Consider the following 20,207-nt stretch of genomic DNA (forward strand, 5'->3'; position numbering starts at 1 on the left):
CCATTCGCCGGAACGAGCAGGAGAGGCAGCAGCGCCCGCTTGTCAGCGGGGCGCCAGCACCATCATCATCTGTCGGCCTTCGAGCTTCGGCTCGGCCTCGACCTTGGCGATCGGCGCGACTTCCTCGCGCACCTTGTTCAGGAGCTGCATGCCGAGTTCCATATGCGCCATTTCGCGGCCGCGGAAACGCAGCGTCAGCTTGACCTTGTCGCCGTCCTCGAAGAAGCGCCGCACGGCCTTCATCTTGGTCTCGTAGTCATGGCTGTCGATGTTCGGGCGCATCTTGATCTCCTTGATCTCGATGACCTTCTGGTTCTTGCGCGCCTCGGCCGCCTTCTTCTGGTTGGCGTATTTCAGCTTGCCGAGATCGAGGATCTTGACGACGGGCGGCTGCGCGTTGGGCGATATCTCGACGAGATCCAGCCCGGCCTCTTCGGCCAGCAGCAGCGCGTCGTTGATGGAAACTTCGCCACGGTTGTGGCCTTCTGCGTCGATGAGCTGGACCCGGGGCACCCGGATGTCTCGATTGGAGCGCGGACCGTCCTTGGTCGGGGCCGCTGCTTTGAAAGGTCTGCGAATGGTCGTGGTCTCCTCGGCCGTTTCGTTCAGGGTTTCTTTGAGTTCAATCGCTTGGACGCGCCTATGTGGTGAGCGCGCGGCCGGAGTCAATAGCACAGCCTCGCCAGGAAATCACCTCAAAGCTTGCCATTGCCTGCATCAAGCAAAGAAAAGGTGCGAGCACTTTTCCGCGAACCGCCGGATGTGCCAAAAGACCGGCCGGAAGGACGAGGTCATGGACGCCAGCGCACCAGTTTTCATCGACGTGAACGGAACGCAGATCGCTGTCAGGCAGGCGCCGGGCTCAGCGCCGGGCATCGTCTGGCTGGGCGGCTACAAGTCCGACATGCTGGGCACCAAGGCCGAGGCGCTGTCGGCCTGGGCGAGCCGCGAAGGCCGCGCCTATCTGCGCCACGACTATTCCGGCCACGGCGAATCGGGCGGCGAATTCGCCGAGGGCACGATCTCGAAATGGCTGGCCGAGAGCCTCGCCGTCTTTCGCCGCTTCAGCAAGGGCAAGCAGATCCTGGTCGGCTCCTCGATGGGGGCGTGGATTGCGCTGCGCATGGTGCAGGAATTGCGCAAGGCCGGCGACGACCGCATCGCCGGCCTGGTGCTGCTTGCGCCGGCGCCCGACTTTACCGTCGAGCTGATCGAGCCGGTGCTGACCAGGGCGCAGAAGCGCGACCTTTCGAAAAAGGGATTTTTCGAGGAACCGTCCGACTATTCCGCCGAGCCCTATATCTACACGCGCGCGCTGATCGAGGACGGCCGCGCGAACCGGGTGATGACCAGGCCGATCGACACTCATTGCCCGGTGCATATCCTGCAGGGTCTCGCCGATCCCGACGTGCCTTCCGGCCATGCGCTGAAGCTCGCCGCACTGCTGCCGGCCGATGACGTCACGCTGTCGCTTATCCCCGACGGCGATCATCGCCTCTCCCGCCCGGAGGATCTCGACATGCTCAACCGCGCCGTCGGCGACCTGGTCCAGCGGGTTTCATGAGCATGCGCATTTCAATCCCGATATCCGCCTTCGTTGCGGCCATCGTCGGCTTTGGCGGCACTTTAGCCATCGTCATTGCCGCCGCCAAGGCGATCGGCGCCACTCAGATCGAGACCGCGAGCGGGGTGACGGCGATCTGCCTGGCCATGGCCCTAGAATGCCTGTGGCTGTCCTGGCGCACGAAAATGCCGGTCATCACCGCCTGGTCGACCCCGGGCCTGGCGCTGATCGCGGCCTCCAGCGGCTTCACCATGGCGCAAGCCGTCGGCGCTTTCATCGTCACCGGCATCCTCTTGATCGCCACCGGCCTGTTCAAGCCGCTGACCCGGCTGATCGCGCAGATTCCGGCCTCGGTGGCGTCCGGCATGCTGGCCGGCATCCTGGTCGGCTTCGCCATCAGTGCGGTCAAGGCCATTCCCGCCGATCCGTGGCTGATCCTGCCGCTGATCGCCGCCTTCTTCGTCATCCGGCTGTTCAACCCGGCGGTTTCGGTCCTTGTCGTGCTGATCGGCGGCGGCCTTGCCGCCTTCCTCACCGGCCGCGTCGGCGGCCTGCCGGCGCCGGAATTGTCGACACTGACGCTGATCGCTCCGCAGTTCACCGTTTCGGCGATCATTGGCCTGGCCTTGCCGCTCTACCTCGTCACCATGGCCTCGCAGAACCTCTCCGGTCTCGCGGTGCTGAAAGCCGCCGGCTACCACCCGGAACCTGGCCCGCTGATCGGCGTCACCGGGCTGTTCTCGCTGCTCTCGGCGCCGTTCGGCGCCTCGACGACCAATCTGGCGGCGATCTCCGCGGCGATCTGCACCGGCCCGGATGTCCATCCGGATCCCGCCGAGCGCTGGAAGACGGGGCCGTTCTATGCGCTCGCCTATCTGGTCTTCGCCATCTTCGGCGCTTCGCTGGTGGCGATCTTCGCCGTCCTGCCGCAGAGCCTGATCGTGCTGGTCGCCGGCCTGGCGCTGATGGCGCCTTTAGCCAACGCGCTCTCGATCGCGCTCCATGATGCGGGCGAGCGCATGCCGGCCACGCTCACCTTTGCGGTGACGGCCTCAGGGCTCACCTTGTTCGGCGTCGGCGCGGCTTTTTGGGGGCTGGTCGCCGGAATGGCAGTGCTTTTCCTCGAGAAACTCAAAAAGCGATAATCATTTCAGGCCTTTCGCCGGTTTTGGCCGGACTTGCCTTGAATCGCCGATTTCGCCTTCCCATTTCGATTCCACGCAGCCGGTTTGGCTGTCTCCAACGGAAGGATTGGGAGAAAATGAACACAAGTGCATTGATCCGTCCGGCCTGGACGCCGGCGACCATCGCGCTGATGGTGATCGGCTTCATGGTGTTCTGGCCGCTGGGCTTCGCCATGCTTGCCTACATCATCTGGGGCGACCGGCTCGAAGGCTTCAAGCGCGATGTCAACCGCGCCACCGACGGCATCTTCGCCGGCTGCCGCCGTGGCTCGGAAAAGGCGGCCCGCTGGGGCCATGGCTCGTCCCGCACCGGCAACGTCGCTTTCGACGACTGGCGCGAGAAGGAACTTGAGCGCCTCGCCGAGGAGCGCCGCAAGCTCGACGAGATGCTGAACGAGTTCGACGAGTATGCCCGCGAGCTGCGCCGTGCCAAGGACCAGGAAGAGTTCGACCGCTTCATGGCCGAGCGTAACAAGCGGACCGCGCCAACCACGACGAGTGGTCCAACCGGAGCGACGGGGCCGAAGCGCGGCAAGGGGTCGAACCTCCTTGACGACTGAGCCTCAATCATAAGACTCGGCCGACATGCGGCGTCGCGCGAGCGGCGCCGTTTCTTTTTTGTTCTCCATGTAGCCTCACTCTACTGGTCGTTTTTCTCGAATCGCGTATCGTCCGGCCATGACCCTCGGCTTCTTTCGCAATCTGACCAAGCCAGAACCCAAGCCCGTCGTGGAGCGCGAGCATTGCGTCGCCGGCCGCACCCTGCCGCTCAAAATCGTCGAGAGCGCGAGGGCCCGGCGGTTGACGCTGCGTATCGATTCCGGCGGCCAGGGGCTGCGCATAACCGTGCCGCCCGGCTTGCGCCGCGGCGAGGTGGAGAAGTTCCTCGACCGCCATCAGGACTGGCTGGAGCAGCGCCTGGCCAAGGTGCCGATGCGCCCGCAGGTGCGGCCCGGCATCAAGATCCCGATCCGCGGCGTGCCGCACCGCATCGTCCATGAGCCGGCGAAACGCGGCACCGTCACCATCGCGCGCGACGAGCGCGGCCCGCTGCTCATCATCCATGGCGAGCGTGTCCACCTGCCGCGCCGCATCGCCGATTATCTGAAACGCGAGGCCAAGCGCGAGATCGAGAAGCTGGTGGTCAAGCACACCGAGGCGATCGGCAAGCGCGCCAAGGCGATCCGCTACAAGGATACCTCCAGCCGCTGGGGGTCATGCACCTCGGAGGGCAATCTGTCCTTCTCGTGGCGCATCATGATGGCGCCGCCGCCGGTCATCAATTACCTGGTGGCGCATGAGGTCGCGCATCTGAAAGAGATGAACCACGGACCGAAATTCTGGAAGCTGTGCGAAAAGCTCTGCCCCGACACCGATCGCTGCAAGGACTGGCTGAAGCGCAACGGCGGCGCGCTGCAGGCGATCGTGTTTGAGTAGGCGTCGCCCTGGCACCCGTATAGCTGGCGGCCCACCGCAGCCGCTCAATCGTCATTCGCCGCGTTGAGTTCCTCCGGCCGCAGCCCTTCCTCACTCGCATGCGGCCACGGCAAAAAATTCCGGTCGAACGCGTCGCTGCCGAAATAGTCGAGCGCCCGGTGCGCCTCGGCGCCGTTGAAAGCGGACTTGTCCATCAGATGCGCGATCACCTCGCGCGCCTGCGCGATCTTCTGTCTGAGTTCGGCGACGGTCTTGTCGGTCATGATCTTCCTGCTCCCGCCTGTGTCCCTATTCGAAAGGTAGCGCTTTCCGCCGGCCCGGCAACGGCATGCTTTTTCTCGACTCTTGCGGCTTTTCGTGCCAATCCCGCGCCATGACGCTCGACATCAAGATCTGCGGATTGAAGACCGACGCCGCGATGGCCGCCGCGCTCGCCGGCGGGGCCAGCCATGTCGGCTTCATCTTCTTTGCCAAAAGCCCGCGCTTCGTCCATTCGGCCGAGGCCGGCCGTCTGCGCCAGGCGGCCATCGGAAAGGCCAAGGCGGTTGCCGTCACCGTGGATGCGGATGATGCCCTTCTCGACGATATTGTCGCGAGGATGCAGCCGGATATGCTGCAACTGCATGGTTCCGAAACGCCGGTGCAGGTGGCCGAGCTCAAGACCCGCTACGGCCTGCCGGTGATGAAGGTGCTGTCGGTCAGCGAAGCCGCGGATCTCGAGCGGATAAAGCCCTATGTCGGCGTTGCCGACCGCTTGATGTTCGACGCCAAGCCGCCCAAGGGATCGCAATTGCCTGGCGGCAATGGCGTCGCCTTCGACTGGCGCATCCTTGCCGGCCTTGACGCCGGCCTCGATTACATGCTTTCCGGAGGGCTCAACGCCGCCAATGTCGGCGATGCCCTCAGACTGGCCAATCCGCCCGGGATAGACATCTCCTCCGGCGTGGAGAGCGCTCCGGGCGTCAAGGAACCGGCGCTGATCGAGCAGTTTTTCCGGGCCGTCAGGGCCGCGCGCGACGACCGCGCCGCCTGAGGAAGTTTTCAAACCCGAGCATGTCCCGGAAAAGTGGGAACCGGTTTTCCGATAAGGACGTGCTCAGAAGCAAAGACTCAGGAGATCGGCGATGAACAGGCCGGCTATGCCCAATTCCTTCCGCACCGGGCCCGACGAGCAGGGCATGTTCGGCATTTTCGGCGGCCGCTTCGTCGCCGAGACGCTGATGCCGCTGATCCTCGATCTCGAAGAGCAGTGGAACAAGGCTAAGAATGATCCGGAGTTCAAGGCGGAGCTGGAGAACCTTTCGACCCATTATGCCGGTAGACCGTCCAAGCTCTATTTCGCCGAAGGCCTGACAAGGCATCTTCGGGAGGTTTCCTCGGCGAAGGGCCTCGGGGGCGGCGCCAAGGTCTATTTCAAGCGCGAGGACCTGAACCACACCGGCTCGCACAAGATCAACAATTGCCTTGGCCAGATCCTGCTCGCCAAGCGCATGGGCAAGAAGCGCATCATTGCCGAGACCGGTGCCGGCCAGCATGGTGTCGCTTCCGCCACGGTCGCTGCGCGCTTCGGCTATCCTTGCGTGGTTTACATGGGTGCAACCGACGTCGCCCGCCAGAGCCCGAACGTCTTTCGCATGAAGCTGCTCGGCGCCGAGGTTCGCCCGGTCACCGCCGGCCACGGCACGCTGAAGGACGCCATGAACGAGGCGCTGCGTGACTGGGTCACCAATGTCGAGGACACCTATTACCTGATCGGCACCGCCGCCGGCCCGCATCCCTATCCGGAGCTGGTGCGCGACTTCCAGTCGGTGATCGGCACGGAAGCGCGCGCCCAGGTGCTGGAGCAGGAAGGCCGGCTGCCCGACGTCATCATCGCCGCCGTCGGCGGCGGCTCCAACGCCATTGGCCTGTTCCACCCGTTCCTCGACGACAAGGATGTGCGCATCATCGGCATCGAGGCCGGCGGTCGCGGCCTCGACGGCGTCGAGCACTGCGCCTCGATGAATGCCGGCGCGCCGGGCGTGCTGCACGGCAACCGCACCTACCTCTTGCAGAATGCGGACGGCCAGATTCTCGACGGCCATTCGATCTCGGCCGGTCTCGATTATCCGGGCGTCGGGCCCGAGCATGCCTGGCTGCGCGATTCGGGCCGCGTCGAATATGAGCCGATCCTCGACGACGAGGCGCTGGAGGCCTTCCAACTGACGACCCGGGTCGAAGGCATCATCCCGGCGCTGGAATCGGCGCACGCCATCGCGCATGCGATGAAGATCGTGCCGAAAATGGACAAGGACCAGATCGTCATCGTCAACCTGTCCGGCCGCGGCGACAAGGACGTGCACACGGTGGCCAAGATGCTGGGCATGGAGATCTGACAATGACGACCCGCATCGACCGCCGCATGGCGAAGCTCAAATCCGAGGGCCGTCCGGCTTTGGTCACCTATTTCATGGGCGGCGATCCCGACTACGAGACATCTTTGGCTATCATGAAGGCGCTTCCCGGCGCCGGCAGCGATGTCATCGAGCTCGGCATGCCGTTCTCCGATCCGATGGCTGACGGCCCGGCCATTCAGGCGGCGGGTCTCAGGGCGCTGAAAGGCGGCCAGACGCTGGTCAAGACGCTGAAGATGGCGTCCGAATTCCGCGCCGGCGACGACGAAACGCCGATCGTGCTGATGGGCTACTACAACCCGATCTACATTTACGGCGTCGATCGTTTCCTGGCTGACGCCAAGGCGAGCGGCATCGACGGCCTGATCGTTGTCGACCTGCCGCCGGAAATGGACGAGGAGCTCTGCGTTCCGGCGCTGAAGGCGGGCATCAATTTCATCCGCCTGGCGACGCCGACCACCGACGACAAGCGCCTGCCGAAGGTGCTCGAGAACACCTCCGGCTTCGTCTACTACGTGTCGATGACGGGCATCACCGGCTCGGCCTTGGCCGACACTGCCAAGGTGTCGGCGGCGGTCAAACGCATCAAGGGTCACACCGCGCTGCCGGTCTGCGTCGGCTTCGGCGTCAAGACCGCCGAGCAGGCGCGTACCATCGGCGCCTCCGCCGACGGCGTCGTCGTCGGCACGGCGATTGTCAACGCGGTCGCCAATGTGCTCGGGCCCAAGGGCGAGAAGACCGCCGATCCGGCCGAAGCGGTCGCCACGCTGGTCAGCGGGCTTGCCCAGGGCGTCCGCTCGGCCCGCCTTGCTGCCGCCGAATAGTCTGACTATCTGTTTTTACGCAATTCCGGACGGAAAACCGCCACACACTTTTCCTGGAATTGCTGGACGTCTCTTCGTCGGGACAGGAGCCGAAGCGATGAACTGGATCACCAACTACGTTCGACCGAAGATCAATTCGATGCTCGGCCGGCGCACCGACATGCCGGAAAATCTCTGGATCAAGGATCCCGAGACCGGCGAGATGATCTTCCACAAGGACCTCGAATCCAACCAGTTCGTCATCCCGTCTTCCGGCCACCATATGAAGATCTCGGCCAAGGAGCGGCTGAAATACTTCTTCGACGACGGCAGATACGAGACCCTGGAAAACCCCAAGGTCATGCAGGATCCGCTGAAGTTCCGCGATGAGAAGCGCTACACCGATCGGCTGAAAGAGGCGAAAGCCAAGACAAGTCTCGAGGACGCGATTCTTAACGCAGTCGGCACCATCGAAGGTCTGCCGGTGGTGGTTACCGTGCAGGACTTCGCCTTCATGGGCGGCTCGCTCGGCATGGCCGCGGGCGAGGCCATCGTCCATGCCTTCGAGGTCGCTTTGCAGCGCAGGCGGCCGCTGATCCTGTTCGCCGCCTCGGGCGGCGCCCGCATGCAGGAGGGCATCCTCTCGCTGATGCAATTGCCGCGCACCACGGTCGGCGTCGACCGGCTGAAGGAAGCCGGCCTGCCCTATATCGTGGTGCTGACCAACCCCACCACCGGCGGCGTGACCGCGTCCTATGCCATGCTGGGCGACGTTCACATCGCCGAGCCCGGCGCGCTGATCGGCTTCGCCGGCCCGCGCGTCATCGAGCAGACGATCCGCGAGAAGCTCCCCGACGGCTTCCAGCGCGCCGAATATCTGATGGAACACGGCATGGTCGACATGGTGGTCTCGCGTCTGGAGATGCGCCCGACCATCGCACGATTGTTGAAGATGCTGCTCAAGACCCCAGTGGCCGAGAAGCCATTGGAGCCTGAGATCCTGCCGCCGGCGGTCGTCAACGCCGAAGCCCGGCCGCAGGCCTGACGCGACACCGTTTGCCGCCCACCGCGATTGCGCCAGCTGCGCTGCGCAGTAGCTGTTTGCGCATGATCCCTTTCCAAAACCGATCCCGGTTCGGGCTCATGCGCCAGAGCAATTCCAGCAAGAGTGCGTAGCGGTTTTGCGTCCCAAATTGCACACGAACGAAAGGCATTGAAGGCGATCCTGTTCTTTCGCCGCAAATGCTCTAGGATTCCGCCATGACAACGCTCGCCGCCGATCGTGAAATCGAACATCTGATGACGCTTCATCCGAAAGGTTTCGACCTTTCGCTGGACCGCATCGCCCGCCTGCTCGAGCGTCTCGGCAACCCGCAGGACCGGCTGCCGCCGGTCATCCACATCGCCGGCACCAACGGCAAGGGCTCCTGCGCCGCCTTCTCGCGGGCGCTGCTGGAGGCGGCCGGTCATCTCGTCCACGTGCACACCTCGCCGCACCTGGTAAACTGGCACGAGCGCTACCGGCTGGCCGCCGAGGGCGGCGGCAAGCTGGTCGACGACGATGTCTTTGCCGAGGCCATCGCGCGCGTCGCCAAGGCCAATCAAGGCCAGAAGATCACCGTTTTCGAGATCCTCACCGCCGTCACCTTCATCCTGTTTTCCGAGCATCCGGCCGAGGCGGCGATCATCGAGGTCGGGCTCGGCGGCCGCTTCGATGCCACCAATGTCATTTCGCGGCCTGCCGTCTCGGTGATCATGCCGGTGTCGATGGATCACGAAGCCTATCTCGGCGACCGCGTTGAGCTGATCGCGGCCGAAAAGGCCGGCATCATGAAGCGCGGCTGCCCGGTGGTGATCGGCGCGCAGGAAAGCGAGACCGCGCTGGAGGTGCTGATCGAGACCGCCGAGCGGCTGGATTGCCCGACCGTTGTCTACGGTCAGGATTTCCTGGCCTTCGAGGAGAACGGCCGCATGGTCTATCAGGACGAGGACGGTCTGATGGACCTGCCGCTGCCGCGCCTGCCCGGTCGGCATCAGTTCGCCAATGCCGCCGCGGCGATCGCCGCGGTCAAGGCCGCCGGCTTCGAGATAAGCCATCGGGCTGCCGAAAAAGCGATGACCAGCACCGCGTGGCCGGCCCGGATGCAAAAGCTGACGCAGGGCAGGCTGGTTGAGCTTTCCCCAAAGGGCGCCGAGATCTGGCTCGACGGCGGCCACAATCCGGGCGCCGGCGTCGTCATCGCCGAAGCGCTGGCCGAGCAGGAGGAAAAGAACCCGCGCCCGCTGATCCTCATCGCCGGCATGATCAACACCAAGGACCAGACCGGCTATTTCAGCGCCTTCAAGGGGCTTGCCCGCCATGTCTACACGGTGCCGGTGAGCAAGAGCGATGCCGGCGTGCCCAATGACGAGCTCGCGCTGCGCGCCACCGAGGCCGGCCTGTCGGCCGAGCCGGTCAACTCCGTCGCCGATGCGCTTATGCTGTTGCGCGACAGCTGGGACGGTCCGGCGCCGCGCATCTTCATCGGCGGCTCGCTATATTTCGCCGGCGCCGTGCTGGACGAGAACGGCACGCCGCCGACCTGATAGCGCCGAGGCAGTCGCGAGGAGCAATCGTGATCAAGGTGAACCAGCTGGCCCACGTCTGCATCTTCGCGCATGACCTTGAGGCGACGCGCGGCTTCTACCGGGATGTGCTCGGCATGGACACGCGGTTCAACTTCCTGCGCGACGGCAAGATCTTCGGTTTCTATCTCGATTGCGGCGGCCGCAGCCATGTCGAGGTGTTCGAGAAGGCCGAAGCCCGCTACAGCGAGGCGAACCAGATCAACCACTTCTGCCTGGAGGTGGAAGACATGGACGCCGCGATCGCCCATATCCGGTCGCAAGAGGTCGAGGTCACGGCGAAGAAGCTCGCTTGCGACGGCACCTGGCAGGCCTGGATCAAAGACCCCAACGGCGTGAAGATCGAGCTGTTCGAATACACGGACAAAAGCGCGCAATTCATCGGCGGCGATCGCGTCGCCGATTGGTAGCGGCGCCTGCCTCGAAGGTTATTTCAGCTCGATCTCGATAAAGGCGTATTCGCCGTCATTGGCGTTGATGACATCGTGCTCGACGCCTTCCCGGCGGAAATAGGGCGCGCCTTGCTTCATCTCCGCGAAGGATTCGCCGTCCTTGGTCACCAGCTTCACCTTGCCGTCCATCAGCGGCACGATGACATAGTCGTGGCCATGGCGGTGCCAGCCGGTGTTGGCGCCCGGGGCGAAGCGGTATTCGGTGACGATCACGCGCTCATTGTCGACGTGAACTGTGGCCTTGGCTGTTCCGGTCATGGGGCTCTCCTTTTCTTAAGGAAAGGAGATGGCCGCCCGAAGCGTCAGGGCCAGAGCGCCGTCAGCGATGGCGCCAAGGAAAAGCCCGGCGCGATGGCCGGGCTCGATCTTTCTGATATTCGGATTGGCTCAGGCGAGGCTGCCATTGATCCAGTGCGACAGCGCGGTCTTCGGTGCCGCACCCACCTTCATGTCGGCCACTTCGCCGCCCTTGAAGATCATCAGCGTCGGGATCGAGCGCACGCCGTACTGGGCGGCCAACTCGGGATTCTCGTCGATGTTGAGCTTGGCGACCTTCACCTTCGAGCCGAGCTCCTTGGCGATGTCTTCCAACGCCGGGGCGATCATCTTGCACGGACCGCACCACTCGGCCCAGAAATCCACCACGACCGGCTCCTTGGCATTGAGCACATCGGCCTGGAAATTGCCCTTGTCGACCTTGACGGTGGCCATGCTGAAATCCTTTCGAAAACTCGGGTTGCACCAAATGTGGTGGCTGTGGTGGCGATGTTCAAGCAGTTCTTGTGTCACGCTCCCGTGAGTCGGGCAAGGGCACCGTCCATGGCCGCTGCCGGCAGCTCGATCAGGCGCGGCGCCTCGGTGAACAGCAGCGCGGCCGTCACCGTGCGGCCCGGATAGAGCGGCTGAAGCAGCGCGCGGTAGAGCGCAAGCTGCAGGACATAGGCCGGCGGCACTTCGGCCAGGCTGGCCGGCGCCGGCCGGTTGGTCTTGTAGTCGACGATCGAGACCGTTTCCGCAGTGACGGCCAGCCGGTCGATCTTGCCGGAGATGGAGCGCAGCTTGCCCTTCACCTCCAGGCTGCCCATGACGGCGACTTCCGCCCGCGAGGACGGAGAGAACAGCGCCCCGAAGCTTCTGTCGAACAGGATGGAAAGCACGGCTTCCAGCGCGGTGTCGCGCTCTTCGGCCGGCCAGTCGGCGCCGGCGCGCGCCAGATAGCGTTCGGCCGCGCTCCGGCTCTCGTCCTCCGCGATGCCGGGCGGCATCTGCAGCAATTTGTGCAGTGCCAGCCCGCGCATCACCGCAAAGCCGGGTTCGGTTTCCGCGTCGAGCACCGGCGAGCGCGTGTCGGGCAAGCTTTCCGTCGCTTCGTCGATCAGCGCTGAGGCGCCTGAAGGCGAGAGCGGCCGCGGCAAGTCCTCATAGGGTGGCAGCGGCCGGAACAGGCCGTCCGGCAGCGGCGCGGCATGATCGAACGGTATCGTCTCCTCAGCCTGATTGAGCGCCATCGGCGGCAGCTTGGTCATATGGAAGCGATGCACCGCCACGTCGGGTGTCGCCGGATGCCGCCGCTCAGCGCTTTCCGGCGCGCCCAGCAGTGCCCGGCTGACAATCGAATGCCAGGTGCCGGTGCTCGGCGCGCGCTTGCCGTGATAGCCGCAGACGATCAGCCGGTCCTCGGCGCGCGTCATGCCGACATAGAGCAGCCGCCGGTATTCGTCGTCGGCAAGCGCGCGCGCCCGCGCCGAGGCCGCTTTCGAAACGCCGTTGGCGACGTCACTCGCCGAGCGCCAGAGATAGCCCTTGCCCTTCCAATCAGCGCCCGAGCTTTCGAAGGCCATCAGCCGCGGCAGGTGCTGGTCGCTGAACGGCGCCGAGCCGCCGTCGACCAGGAAGACGACCGGCGCCTCCAGGCCCTTGGCGGCGTGCACGGTCATGACGCGCACCTCGTTGCGGGTCTGGTCCATCTCGCGCTTGATCTCCGGCCCGCTGTTTTCCAGCGTCGAGAGGAAGGATTCCAGCCCCGGCAGGCCGGTACGTTCCTCGGCCAGGCAGAAACTCAGGAACTCGTCGAGGATGTCGCCGGCTTCCGGCCCGAGCCGGGCCGTCATCTTGCGGCGCAGGCCGTCACGCGAAAGCGCGGCGGCATAGAATTCGAAGACCGGCTTGAACGCCACCTCAGTCGCCCAGCCATCGAGCCGGCTAACAACGGCGGCCAAGACCTCGTCTCCGCCGGCATGCTGCCGGAGCGAGGCGATCAGCGACTGGCCCTTTGGCCGCTCGCCAGCGAGCGTGAGCAACGTCTCCTCGGAAACCTCGAAGATCGGGCTGCGCAGCACGGCGGCCAGGGACAAGTCGTCCTCCGGCTGAATCAAAAAATGACCGAGCGCGATCAGGTCCTGCACGGCGATATGGCCGGGAAGGCTCAGCCTGTCCGCGCCGGCAACCGGGATCTGCCGGTTCTTGAGGCTGCGCGACAGCGCGTGCACGAAGCGATCGCGCTTGCGCACCAGCACCAGGATGTCGCCGGCGGTCAGCTTGCGGCCCTTGCCTTCGATGGCCTCGCCGTTGCGCAGCCAGTTCTGGATCGTCGTTGCCACATGTTCGGCCACGCGCACGGCGGGCGCGCTGGCGTGGTTGACCGGCAAGGTCCAGTCGTCGGGCTCTTCGACCATTTCGGCGCCGATCGAGGGCCACACCTCGACATAGCCCGGCGCATCGGTGCGGATCGCCTTGTGGCTGAGCGGATCGGGATCGTGGCTGATGCCGCGTCGCACGCCTGGCTCGGCGAAGACGCGGTCGACGGCGGCGAGCACGTCGTCGCTCGAGCGGAACGACCAGGTGAGCTTCAGGTCGGCAAACGAAGCCTCCGCGTCGCGCACCCGCTCGGCAAACAAAAGCCGGCTTTCGGCAAAGGAATCGGGCGCCGCGCCTTGGAAGGAGTAGATCGACTGTTTCTCGTCGCCGACGGCGAACACCGAGCGCCGCACCGTCTCTCGCTGGCCGAACCCGGCGAAGAATTCTTCCGTCAGCTTCTTCACCACTTCCCACTGGTCGGGACTGGTGTCCTGCGCCTCGTCGAGCAGGATATGGTCGATGCCCTGGTCGAGCTTGAACTGCACCCACGGCCCGGCATCGGGCCGCGACAGCAGGCTGACCGTGCGGGTGATCAAATCGTTGAAGTCGAGGAAACCGCGGCTTCGCTTCAGCTGCTCGTAGCGGGCGATCAGCCAGCCGGCGACGGTGAGCGCGGCGGCCGTGCCTTCGAGCATGCGGAACAGCCCCAGCCGGTCCGATACATCGAGGATCGCCTTGGCCGCCGCGAGATAGCGCTCGGGCAGGTCGGGCAGCCTGTCCACCAGCGCTTTCTTGAAGATTTTCGGTGGATCGTAAGGGTCGCCATCGGAGCGCAGAAATGCCTTGGCGAGCAGTCGCAGTCGCCTGATCGGATCGGCTTCGGCAAAAGCGGTCTGCGCATAGGGCAGCACGTTGTTCAGCACCTGCCGCGCGTCGGCGGCTTCGGCGGCGCGCCCGAATTCAGCGAACTGGCTCGGCGCAAAGCCCGGCAGCGGCCAGACCGAAGCGGCAATGCCGGCTGCCGTCTGGCCGGGGTTGAAGCCGAATTCGGCGAACAGCAGCCGGAAGTCCCGGTCCTTGCCCAGCTTTTCGATAAAGGCGCGCAGTTCGTCGCGCTTGCCGACGATCTCGGAGAGCAGCATGTCGAGCCCGAACTCGCCGCCGCGCTCCAGCACCGTGGCAAAGGCTTCCGCCAGGCCTTCGACACCGGTGCCGGCACCCGAGATCATGTCGCGTCGCGCATCCGCGAAAAGCGAGGCCTCCATCTGCGGGTCGAGCATCTCGAAATGCGCCGGGATGTTGGCTTCCAGCGGGAACTGATGCAGCACCGATTCGCAGAAGGCGTGGATGGTCTGAATTTTCAGGCCGCCCGGCGTTTCCAGCGCCTCGGCAAACAATCGGCGCGCGCGCCGCATCGTATCGCGGTCGGCCGCCCGCCCGTCGAGCGCCGCGATCCGTGTCGCAAGCTCGGCGTCTGGAAGCGCCGTCCACTCCGACAACGTCGAGAACACGCGGTTCGACATGTTGGCGGCGGCGGCGCGCGTGTAGGTCAGGCACAGGATCTTCGACGGATCGGTGCCGTTGAGCAGAAGCCGGATGACGCGTTGCGCCAGCACATGGGTCTTGCCCGAGCCGGCATTGGCCGAGACCCAGGCGGAATTTTGCGGATCGGAAGCGCGCGCCTGGCTGGCGGCGGTGTCGGAGGGGATCGGATATCTCATCCTTCCGCCTCGTCCTCGGTTGCGCCGCCGGCCGACCATTCCAGCACGCGCGCCAGATGGTCGTAGTCGCCATCGGCCTCGCCTTCGCGGAACGGCAGCGCGCGTGACAGATAGCCGGTGGTCGGGTCAGCATAGTGGAACAGCAGCCTTTCCAGCCGCGCCCACGCTTCCTCGGCAAGCTCGTTGGCGGTCTTCGGCTTGCGGTTGTATTCGAGGATCGATTCCTCGAACACCTCGCCGTTCGGCTTCAGCCGCACGAAGGCAAGCTGCGAGGGCTCGCAGATGCCGAGCTCCTTGAAGGCGCCCCGCCGAAGAAGCGCGCCCTCGAGTGCCAGCTGCGGCGACAGAAGCGTATGCGCCTGCGCCTTCGAAGGCGAGGAACCGGTCTTGTAGTCGAGGATGTCGGCCATGCCGACTGCGAGAAGGTCGACCCGGTCGGCATAGCCCGAAAGCGTGATGCCGGTGCGGCCGACAACGGTCTTTTCGGCGCGTTCCTCGGCATAGCGCCGGGCGACGGCGTCGGCGCGGGTATGCTCCCATTCGATGATGTTTTCCGCGAGCTTTTCGAAGCGCGGCCACCACACCGCCTCGATATCGGGCGGAAGTGCCGCGTCGGCAAAGCACGCGCGACCGGCCTCGATGAGGGCTGCCAGCGCGCCCGGCGCCCTCGGATCTTCCACCCTTCGCGAAAACAAATGCAGGATTTCGTGGAACAGCGTGCCGCGTTCGGCAGCACCGGGGTCGCGGATCACCGGGTCGAGCGGCATCAGGCCGAGAATCCGCCTGGCATAGATCGCATAGGGGTCGCGGCGCAGTGTCTCGATCTCGGTGACCGAGAAATGCTGTGGCCGCAGGTGCAGCGGCGGCTTCGGCTGTGGGCGGGACGCGAAATCCTTCCTGTCGCCGGCATCGAGCGCGCGCGCCCAGACAAGCAGCGCGTCGCCGCGCCGGCGAACTGCCGTCGCCTGGTCCTTGCCGATGAAGGTGACGATGCGCTGCAACCAGCGCGACGGCACCGCCGGCGCGTCGCCGGATCGGGCCGAGCGCGTCAGCACCACCGTTTCAGTACCCATCGCAATCTGGAAATCATGCGCGGCAAGGCCGATGCGCCGCTCCGGCGGCTCGAGATCGATGCCGGTCTTCATCAGCCGCGACATGAACCGGTCGCTCTCGGGCTTGCGCGGCCAGACCCCTTCATTGAGGCCGCCGATGACCAGCGTGTCGACGCTTTGCAGGCGAGCTTCCAGCGCTCCCCAGATGGCGATGTTGCGGTCGGTGCCTTGCGCCGGCTTGACCGTTTCCGGCGCGATCAGCGCCTCCATCACGTCGGGCCATTCGCCCGCACCGATCATAAACGGCGATGACACGGCAACCAGCCCGCGCAGAAGCTCGGCGAGCTTCTCGCCGGCGTCGCCGGCATAGAGGCTGGTCAGGCTGTCATCGGCCGCGCGGCCGAGACCTTCTAACGCCACGACGCTCGCCCGCGTCAATGTCGCGATATCGGCATCCTTCTCGCCGCGCATCGCAGTGAGCGGGGATAGCGCATCGGTGAGGCGATTGAGCACTGCCCGCGCCTCTTCGATACCGCGTACCGTGAGGCGCTGGAACCAGAAGGGCTGACGGCTGTCGCCGCCAAGGCCCGCGAGCCGCGTCTCGAAAAGCGCGTCGAGGGAAGCGACGTCCGGCCGGCCGGTGCCGCCGCGCAGCGCCACCAGCTCGATCAGCTCGGCAGCCTTGCGCACGCTCTGGCGTTCGAGACCGAGGCCAAGCAGCGGATGCTTGAGCAGCGACAATAGACCCACCGGATCGCCTGGCCGGAATGCTGCGCCTAGCGCCAGCCTGAGCAGGCTGGCGGCCGGCGTGTTGGCTAGCGGCGTGCCGCCGGAATCGTCAGCGACGACGCCGAAGCGTAGCAGCTCGGCCGAGACGCGTCGCGCCAGGGCGCGGTCGCCGGTGACGAGTGCCGCGCGCTTGCCCGGCATTTCCACTGCGCGCTTAAGCGCAATGGCAATCGCTGCCGCCTCGTCGCGCTCATTTGCAGCCTCGACCAGCGTCACGCCGGCCAGCGCCTGCTCGACATCATTGACCGAGAAACGCGGCCGCGACTCCGTCCAAAGCTCGGTGGTCTCGGCCGGCCGCAGCGCCTCGCCGACAAGGGCGGCGCGTAATGCGAGCGGTCGTGATGCAGCGCCGATCTCCTCGACATCGCGGCGCTCAATGCCAATGCTGCCGATCAGCTTGGCGAGACCGTATTGTGGGTGACCAAGTGTTGCCGGCCGCGCGCCGGGCGCGGTTATCGCCGCGAAGGACGCGTCGTCGAGCTCACGGTCGAGCCCGGGCAGCACGACGGCGCCGTTCGGCAAGCCGGCGATCACGGCAAGCAACTCGGCCGTGGCTGGAATGGAGCCGGTCGAACCGGCGGCGATCACCGGTCCGGTCGGCGGACTGCGCTTCAGCCGCGCCGCTTCCAGCCGGATCAGCGCGCTGCGGTGCGCGGCCGGATTAGAGCGGTCACGCTCTTTGAGCAACTCCGGCCAGTTGTCGGTGACGATGCCGAGGAAATCGAGCGTCACCTGCCACCAGCCCGCAAGGTTGCCGGTGACCAGCGTGGCGAGCTTCGCCCAATCCGTTCCCTCGGTCTCGATCTCGTCCATCAGCCGGGCAAGGTCGCGCGAAAGCCAAATGGCGTCGGCGGCCGAGGTCGGCACAACGAACTCCTCGTTGAAGCGCGCCCTGACGTGCGCCGGCAGGCTTTCCTTCCAGGCGCGCACCAGCGGCGCCAGCAACAGCAGCCTTTCCTGCGCGGCGATCGGCGGTGCGAGGTCTATTGCCGGTGCCGCCTCGGCGTCAAAGGCGGCCTCGTCCTCGTCGAACTCGCCGAGCGGCCGCACCGTCGGCAAGATGGCCGAGCGTCTGCCGAGCATGTCGACGAAGGCGCCGCGCAGGGCGCGCGCCGCGCGCCGCGTCGGCACATAGATAGTCGCGTCAGCCAGCGCCAGCGGCTCGCCGTCGAAGCGGAAGGTTGGGATCAGGCGGCCTTCGAGCAACGCCTCCGCCAGCGTCGGCAGGAACGGCGCTCCGGACGGGATGGAAAAGACGCGGCGCGAGCCGCTCATACCGCATTAGATCTTTGTGCGCCCGTTTGGGCGCACAAACGACGATCTAACTCTTTGAGTCTACGCATCGTGCTTTCCAAAAATCGGACCCGATTTTTGGGCCGATGCGGTCGCGGGCGCGCCGGTGACCGCCGCTTCGGCCGCCGGAATGGCATCCGGCGTCCCGACGGTGATCCAGCGGCCTCTCATCTTCATGCCGAACAGGCGGCCGGCGGCGATTGCCTTGTCGAAATAGGCGTTGATCGAATGCGGGCCTTCGGGCGCATCCTTGAAGATGCGCGGATGGATGATCGCGGCACCGGCATAGATCAAGCCGGCAGGGTCGCCTTTGGACCGGTGCAGCGCGCCGTCCGGCGCCACGAGGAAGTCGGTGCCGACGCAGTGTCCGATCGCTGAGTCGAGATCGGTGAGCATCAGCAGAATATCCATTCTAGCGGCGTCCCATGCAAGGGCGAGGCGCTCGAGGCTGGGCTCGCCGCTGTCGATCCAGAACGTATCGGCATTGATGATGTAGAAAGGCTCGCCCCCCAGGAACGGCAGCGCCTTGACGATGCCGCCGGCCGAGTCCAGCAGGCCCGCGCGCTCGTCGGAAATGTCGATCTTCGGCGCCCGGCGGCCGGCGACATGGGCGATGATCTGCTCCGGCAGGTAGTGAACGTTGACGACGGCGCTGGCGACGCCGGCGGCTTCCAGGCTGTCCAACCCCCAGTCGAGCAAGGCCTTGCCGGCGATCTTCACCAGCGGCTTCGGCATCGTGTCGGTGATCGGCCGCATGCGCTTGCCGAGACCGGCCGCAAGCACCATCGCGGTCTTCGGCTTCATGGCGAGCGCTCCTCGAGCAGGCCGTGGGCCATGTAAAATTCCTTCAGGCCGGCAAGCGCCGGGTGCGCCAGCGCCCGCCTCAGATAGTCGCGAATGCGCGGCAGGTGCTTCAGATAGTAGGGCTTGCCGTCGCGCTTTTCGAGCCGCACGAAGATGCCCAGGATCTTCGAATTGCGCTGCGCCGCCATGATCGCATAGGCCTCGGCGAAGCCGGCTTCGTCGAAGGCGCCGGCCGAACGCCGCGCCGCGACATAGGCTTCGACCGTCCGCCGCTCGATCTCGGTCGAGACGGTGACACGCGCATCCATGGCCAAAGAGGCGACGTCGTAAGCCGCCGGGCCGATCAGTGCGTCCTGCACGTCGACGATGCCGAGCCGATCGAGGCCGGAACGCTCTGCCCGCCAGATGATGTTGGGCGAATGGAAGTCGCGCAGCATCAGCGTGTATTCCTGGCCCTTGAGCCGGTCGAGCACCGCATTCCATGCGTTATGATAGCCGGCCCGCAATGCATCGCTTGCCGGCTCGCCGGTGACCATCGGCACATACCAATCGACCAGAAGGTCGGCCTCGATCAGCATCGCCTCGCGGTCAAAGGGCGGAACGCCGTGGTATACGCCCGGCGCGGCCTCCATGCGGTCCGGCCAGGCCTTGCCATGCATCATGGCGAGCAGCTCCGCCGCTGCCTCATAGCGCTCGACGATCGGCTGGCCGTCGCCGCCCAAAAATCCTTCCGAGCCGAGATGTTCGAGCAGCAGAAAGCCCTGATCGAGGTCCTGCGCATGGATAAGCGGCACGCTGACGCCGGCGGCGAGAAGCGCCCGGTCGATGGCGACGAAGGCGGCGACCGACTGTGCGGTGTGAGCGATCACGGCGTAAGGCTTGCCGTCGCGCACCGGCGGTCCGAGCACCAGGCGCGGCGAGTTCATCAGCACCCGCGGCGCCCCGCCGGGAAGCGAGGCGATCTCGTAGGAACGGGCGGACGCGTCGCCGACGAAATGACGGCGGCTCGCTTCGCCCCAGCCGGCCGAGGCCAGGAAATCACGCATCGCCAGCGAGCGCGCCGCGCGCTCGAAGGCGGCTCCCTGTCCGGAGATCCTTGCCGACCGGCCCGCGCCCTGCTCGATAAGCTCGACCTGGAGCGCATTTGCCGGCAGCTGGTCGCCGGCTCGGTCCGGCCATTCGATCAGTGCCGCGCCCTGCGCCAGCGCGTCGTCGAGGCCGAGCTCGTCGAGCTCGTCCGGCGAGGACAGGCGGTAGAGGTCGAAATGGTGCACGGGTATCCGCGTCTCGTAGCTCTGCACCAGCGTGAAGGTCGGGCTCGGCACTTCGAGGCCGGCGTCGTCGGCAAGCGCCCGGATGAGCGCGCGGGCGAGCGTCGACTTGCCGGCGCCGAGATCGCCTTTCAGCGCAATTGCGTCGCCAGCCCGCAGCGCCATGGCAAGGTCTTCGCCAAGCCTCGCGGTCGCCGCCTCGTCGGCGAGAAATCGTTCCAACACCGTTTCTGCCAAAGCGC

The 20,207-nt window shown here is 65.7% G+C and carries 18 protein-coding genes; 10 read left to right on the forward strand and 8 right to left on the reverse strand.

Annotation, left to right across the window (positions count from 1 at the left end):
• Positions 1-42: 42 nt before the first annotated feature.
• Positions 43-579, reverse strand: a complete 537-nt coding sequence (gene infC / locus CK222_RS00470) for a translation initiation factor IF-3 (RefSeq protein ID WP_067003282.1) — start codon at positions 577-579, stop codon at positions 43-45.
• 214 nt (positions 580-793) lie between these two features.
• Between infC and CK222_RS00475 the strand changes: the two genes are divergently transcribed.
• The 4 genes from CK222_RS00475 (at position 794) to CK222_RS00490 (ending at position 4,185) form a co-directional block, all read left to right on the forward strand.
• Entirely contained in the window at positions 794-1,564 is a 771-nt protein-coding gene (locus tag CK222_RS00475) for an alpha/beta hydrolase (RefSeq protein WP_067324660.1), read from the forward strand.
• Between the two features lie 2 nt (positions 1,565-1,566).
• The gene (locus CK222_RS00480; protein ID WP_095776870.1) at positions 1,567-2,709 is read left to right on the forward strand and encodes a benzoate/H(+) symporter BenE family transporter; all 1,143 of its coding nucleotides are present in this window, start codon (positions 1,567-1,569) and stop codon (positions 2,707-2,709) included.
• 116 nt (positions 2,710-2,825) lie between these two features.
• The gene (locus CK222_RS00485) at positions 2,826-3,308 is read left to right on the forward strand and encodes a DUF2852 domain-containing protein (RefSeq protein ID WP_067002952.1); all 483 of its coding nucleotides are present in this window, start codon (positions 2,826-2,828) and stop codon (positions 3,306-3,308) included.
• Positions 3,309-3,426: 118 nt separating this feature from the next.
• Complete coding sequence (locus CK222_RS00490) at positions 3,427-4,185, forward strand: M48 family metallopeptidase (protein ID WP_067002950.1); 759 nt, start codon at positions 3,427-3,429, stop codon at positions 4,183-4,185.
• 44 nt (positions 4,186-4,229) lie between these two features.
• On the opposite strand, the gene CK222_RS00495 is transcribed toward CK222_RS00490, so the two are convergent.
• On the reverse strand, positions 4,230-4,448 hold the full coding sequence (locus tag CK222_RS00495) for a hypothetical protein (protein ID WP_067002948.1): 219 nt from the start codon (positions 4,446-4,448) through the stop codon (positions 4,230-4,232).
• 110 nt (positions 4,449-4,558) lie between these two features.
• Between CK222_RS00495 and CK222_RS00500 the strand changes: the two genes are divergently transcribed.
• The 6 genes from CK222_RS00500 to CK222_RS00525 all read left to right on the forward strand — a co-directional run bounded on the left by CK222_RS00500 (position 4,559) and on the right by CK222_RS00525 (position 10,416).
• The gene (locus tag CK222_RS00500) at positions 4,559-5,218 is read left to right on the forward strand and encodes a phosphoribosylanthranilate isomerase (protein WP_095799042.1); all 660 of its coding nucleotides are present in this window, start codon (positions 4,559-4,561) and stop codon (positions 5,216-5,218) included.
• A gap of 91 nt (positions 5,219-5,309) precedes the next feature.
• Positions 5,310-6,560, forward strand: coding sequence for a tryptophan synthase subunit beta (gene trpB, locus CK222_RS00505; RefSeq protein ID WP_095799043.1), 1,251 nt, complete (start codon positions 5,310-5,312; stop codon positions 6,558-6,560).
• 2 nt (positions 6,561-6,562) lie between these two features.
• On the forward strand, positions 6,563-7,402 hold the full coding sequence (trpA, locus tag CK222_RS00510; protein WP_067002941.1) for a tryptophan synthase subunit alpha: 840 nt from the start codon (positions 6,563-6,565) through the stop codon (positions 7,400-7,402).
• 97 nt (positions 7,403-7,499) lie between these two features.
• Positions 7,500-8,426: an acetyl-CoA carboxylase, carboxyltransferase subunit beta gene (gene accD / locus CK222_RS00515; RefSeq protein WP_095799044.1), complete on the forward strand. Its 927-nt coding sequence runs from the start codon at positions 7,500-7,502 to the stop codon at positions 8,424-8,426.
• A 215-nt stretch (positions 8,427-8,641) separates the two neighbouring features.
• Positions 8,642-9,967, forward strand: coding sequence for a folylpolyglutamate synthase/dihydrofolate synthase family protein (locus CK222_RS00520; RefSeq protein ID WP_095799045.1), 1,326 nt, complete (start codon positions 8,642-8,644; stop codon positions 9,965-9,967).
• Positions 9,968-9,996: 29 nt separating this feature from the next.
• A complete protein-coding gene (locus CK222_RS00525) occupies positions 9,997-10,416 on the forward strand; it encodes a VOC family protein (protein WP_095799046.1) in 420 nt (139 codons plus the stop codon).
• Between the two features lie 18 nt (positions 10,417-10,434).
• Here the strand turns inward: CK222_RS00525 and CK222_RS00530 are convergent, their stop codons facing one another.
• The 6 genes from CK222_RS00530 to tsaE all read right to left on the reverse strand — a co-directional run bounded on the left by CK222_RS00530 (position 10,435) and on the right by tsaE (position 20,202).
• Positions 10,435-10,716 (reverse strand): cupin domain-containing protein, encoded by a 282-nt coding sequence (locus tag CK222_RS00530; RefSeq protein ID WP_067002933.1) that lies wholly within the window; start codon positions 10,714-10,716, stop codon positions 10,435-10,437.
• A gap of 129 nt (positions 10,717-10,845) precedes the next feature.
• Positions 10,846-11,169, reverse strand: a complete 324-nt coding sequence (gene trxA, locus CK222_RS00535) for a thioredoxin (protein WP_041000044.1) — start codon at positions 11,167-11,169, stop codon at positions 10,846-10,848.
• Between the two features lie 74 nt (positions 11,170-11,243).
• Positions 11,244-14,756 (reverse strand): double-strand break repair helicase AddA, encoded by a 3,513-nt coding sequence (gene addA / locus CK222_RS00540; RefSeq protein WP_095799047.1) that lies wholly within the window; start codon positions 14,754-14,756, stop codon positions 11,244-11,246.
• Positions 14,753-17,872: a double-strand break repair protein AddB gene (addB, locus tag CK222_RS00545; RefSeq protein ID WP_095799048.1), complete on the reverse strand. Its 3,120-nt coding sequence runs from the start codon at positions 17,870-17,872 to the stop codon at positions 14,753-14,755. The genes addA and addB overlap by 4 nt, the downstream gene beginning before the upstream one ends.
• A 60-nt stretch (positions 17,873-17,932) precedes the next feature.
• Positions 17,933-18,694, reverse strand: a complete 762-nt coding sequence (locus tag CK222_RS00550) for a nucleotidyltransferase family protein (protein ID WP_095799049.1) — start codon at positions 18,692-18,694, stop codon at positions 17,933-17,935.
• On the reverse strand, positions 18,691-20,202 hold the full coding sequence (gene tsaE, locus CK222_RS00555; protein ID WP_095799050.1) for a tRNA (adenosine(37)-N6)-threonylcarbamoyltransferase complex ATPase subunit type 1 TsaE: 1,512 nt from the start codon (positions 20,200-20,202) through the stop codon (positions 18,691-18,693). Before tsaE ends, CK222_RS00550 begins: the two co-directional genes overlap by 4 nt.
• Positions 20,203-20,207: the final 5 nt, after the last annotated feature.

Source organism: Mesorhizobium sp. WSM3866, assembly GCF_002294795.1.
GTDB lineage: Bacteria > Pseudomonadota > Alphaproteobacteria > Rhizobiales > Rhizobiaceae > Mesorhizobium.

Excerpts from the sequence above, each read along its gene's own strand:
- CK222_RS00475 (WP_067324660.1), top strand. The coding sequence starts at position 794 with ATGGACGCCAGCGCACCAGTTTTCATCGACGTGAACGGAACGCAGATC.
- CK222_RS00480 (WP_095776870.1), top strand. The coding sequence starts at position 1,567 with ATGCGCATTTCAATCCCGATATCCGCCTTCGTTGCGGCCATCGTCGGC.
- CK222_RS00485 (WP_067002952.1), top strand. The coding sequence starts at position 2,826 with ATGAACACAAGTGCATTGATCCGTCCGGCCTGGACGCCGGCGACCATC.
- CK222_RS00490 (WP_067002950.1), top strand. The coding sequence starts at position 3,427 with ATGACCCTCGGCTTCTTTCGCAATCTGACCAAGCCAGAACCCAAGCCC.
- CK222_RS00495 (WP_067002948.1), bottom strand. The coding sequence starts at position 4,448 with ATGACCGACAAGACCGTCGCCGAACTCAGACAGAAGATCGCGCAGGCG.
- CK222_RS00500 (WP_095799042.1), top strand. The coding sequence starts at position 4,559 with ATGACGCTCGACATCAAGATCTGCGGATTGAAGACCGACGCCGCGATG.
- trpB (WP_095799043.1), top strand. The coding sequence starts at position 5,310 with ATGAACAGGCCGGCTATGCCCAATTCCTTCCGCACCGGGCCCGACGAG.
- trpA (WP_067002941.1), top strand. The coding sequence starts at position 6,563 with ATGACGACCCGCATCGACCGCCGCATGGCGAAGCTCAAATCCGAGGGC.
- accD (WP_095799044.1), top strand. The coding sequence starts at position 7,500 with ATGAACTGGATCACCAACTACGTTCGACCGAAGATCAATTCGATGCTC.
- CK222_RS00520 (WP_095799045.1), top strand. The coding sequence starts at position 8,642 with ATGACAACGCTCGCCGCCGATCGTGAAATCGAACATCTGATGACGCTT.
- CK222_RS00530 (WP_067002933.1), bottom strand. The coding sequence starts at position 10,716 with ATGACCGGAACAGCCAAGGCCACAGTTCACGTCGACAATGAGCGCGTG.
- trxA (WP_041000044.1), bottom strand. The coding sequence starts at position 11,169 with ATGGCCACCGTCAAGGTCGACAAGGGCAATTTCCAGGCCGATGTGCTC.
- addA (WP_095799047.1), bottom strand. The coding sequence starts at position 14,756 with ATGAGATATCCGATCCCCTCCGACACCGCCGCCAGCCAGGCGCGCGCT.
- addB (WP_095799048.1), bottom strand. The coding sequence starts at position 17,872 with ATGAGCGGCTCGCGCCGCGTCTTTTCCATCCCGTCCGGAGCGCCGTTC.
- CK222_RS00550 (WP_095799049.1), bottom strand. The coding sequence starts at position 18,694 with ATGAAGCCGAAGACCGCGATGGTGCTTGCGGCCGGTCTCGGCAAGCGC.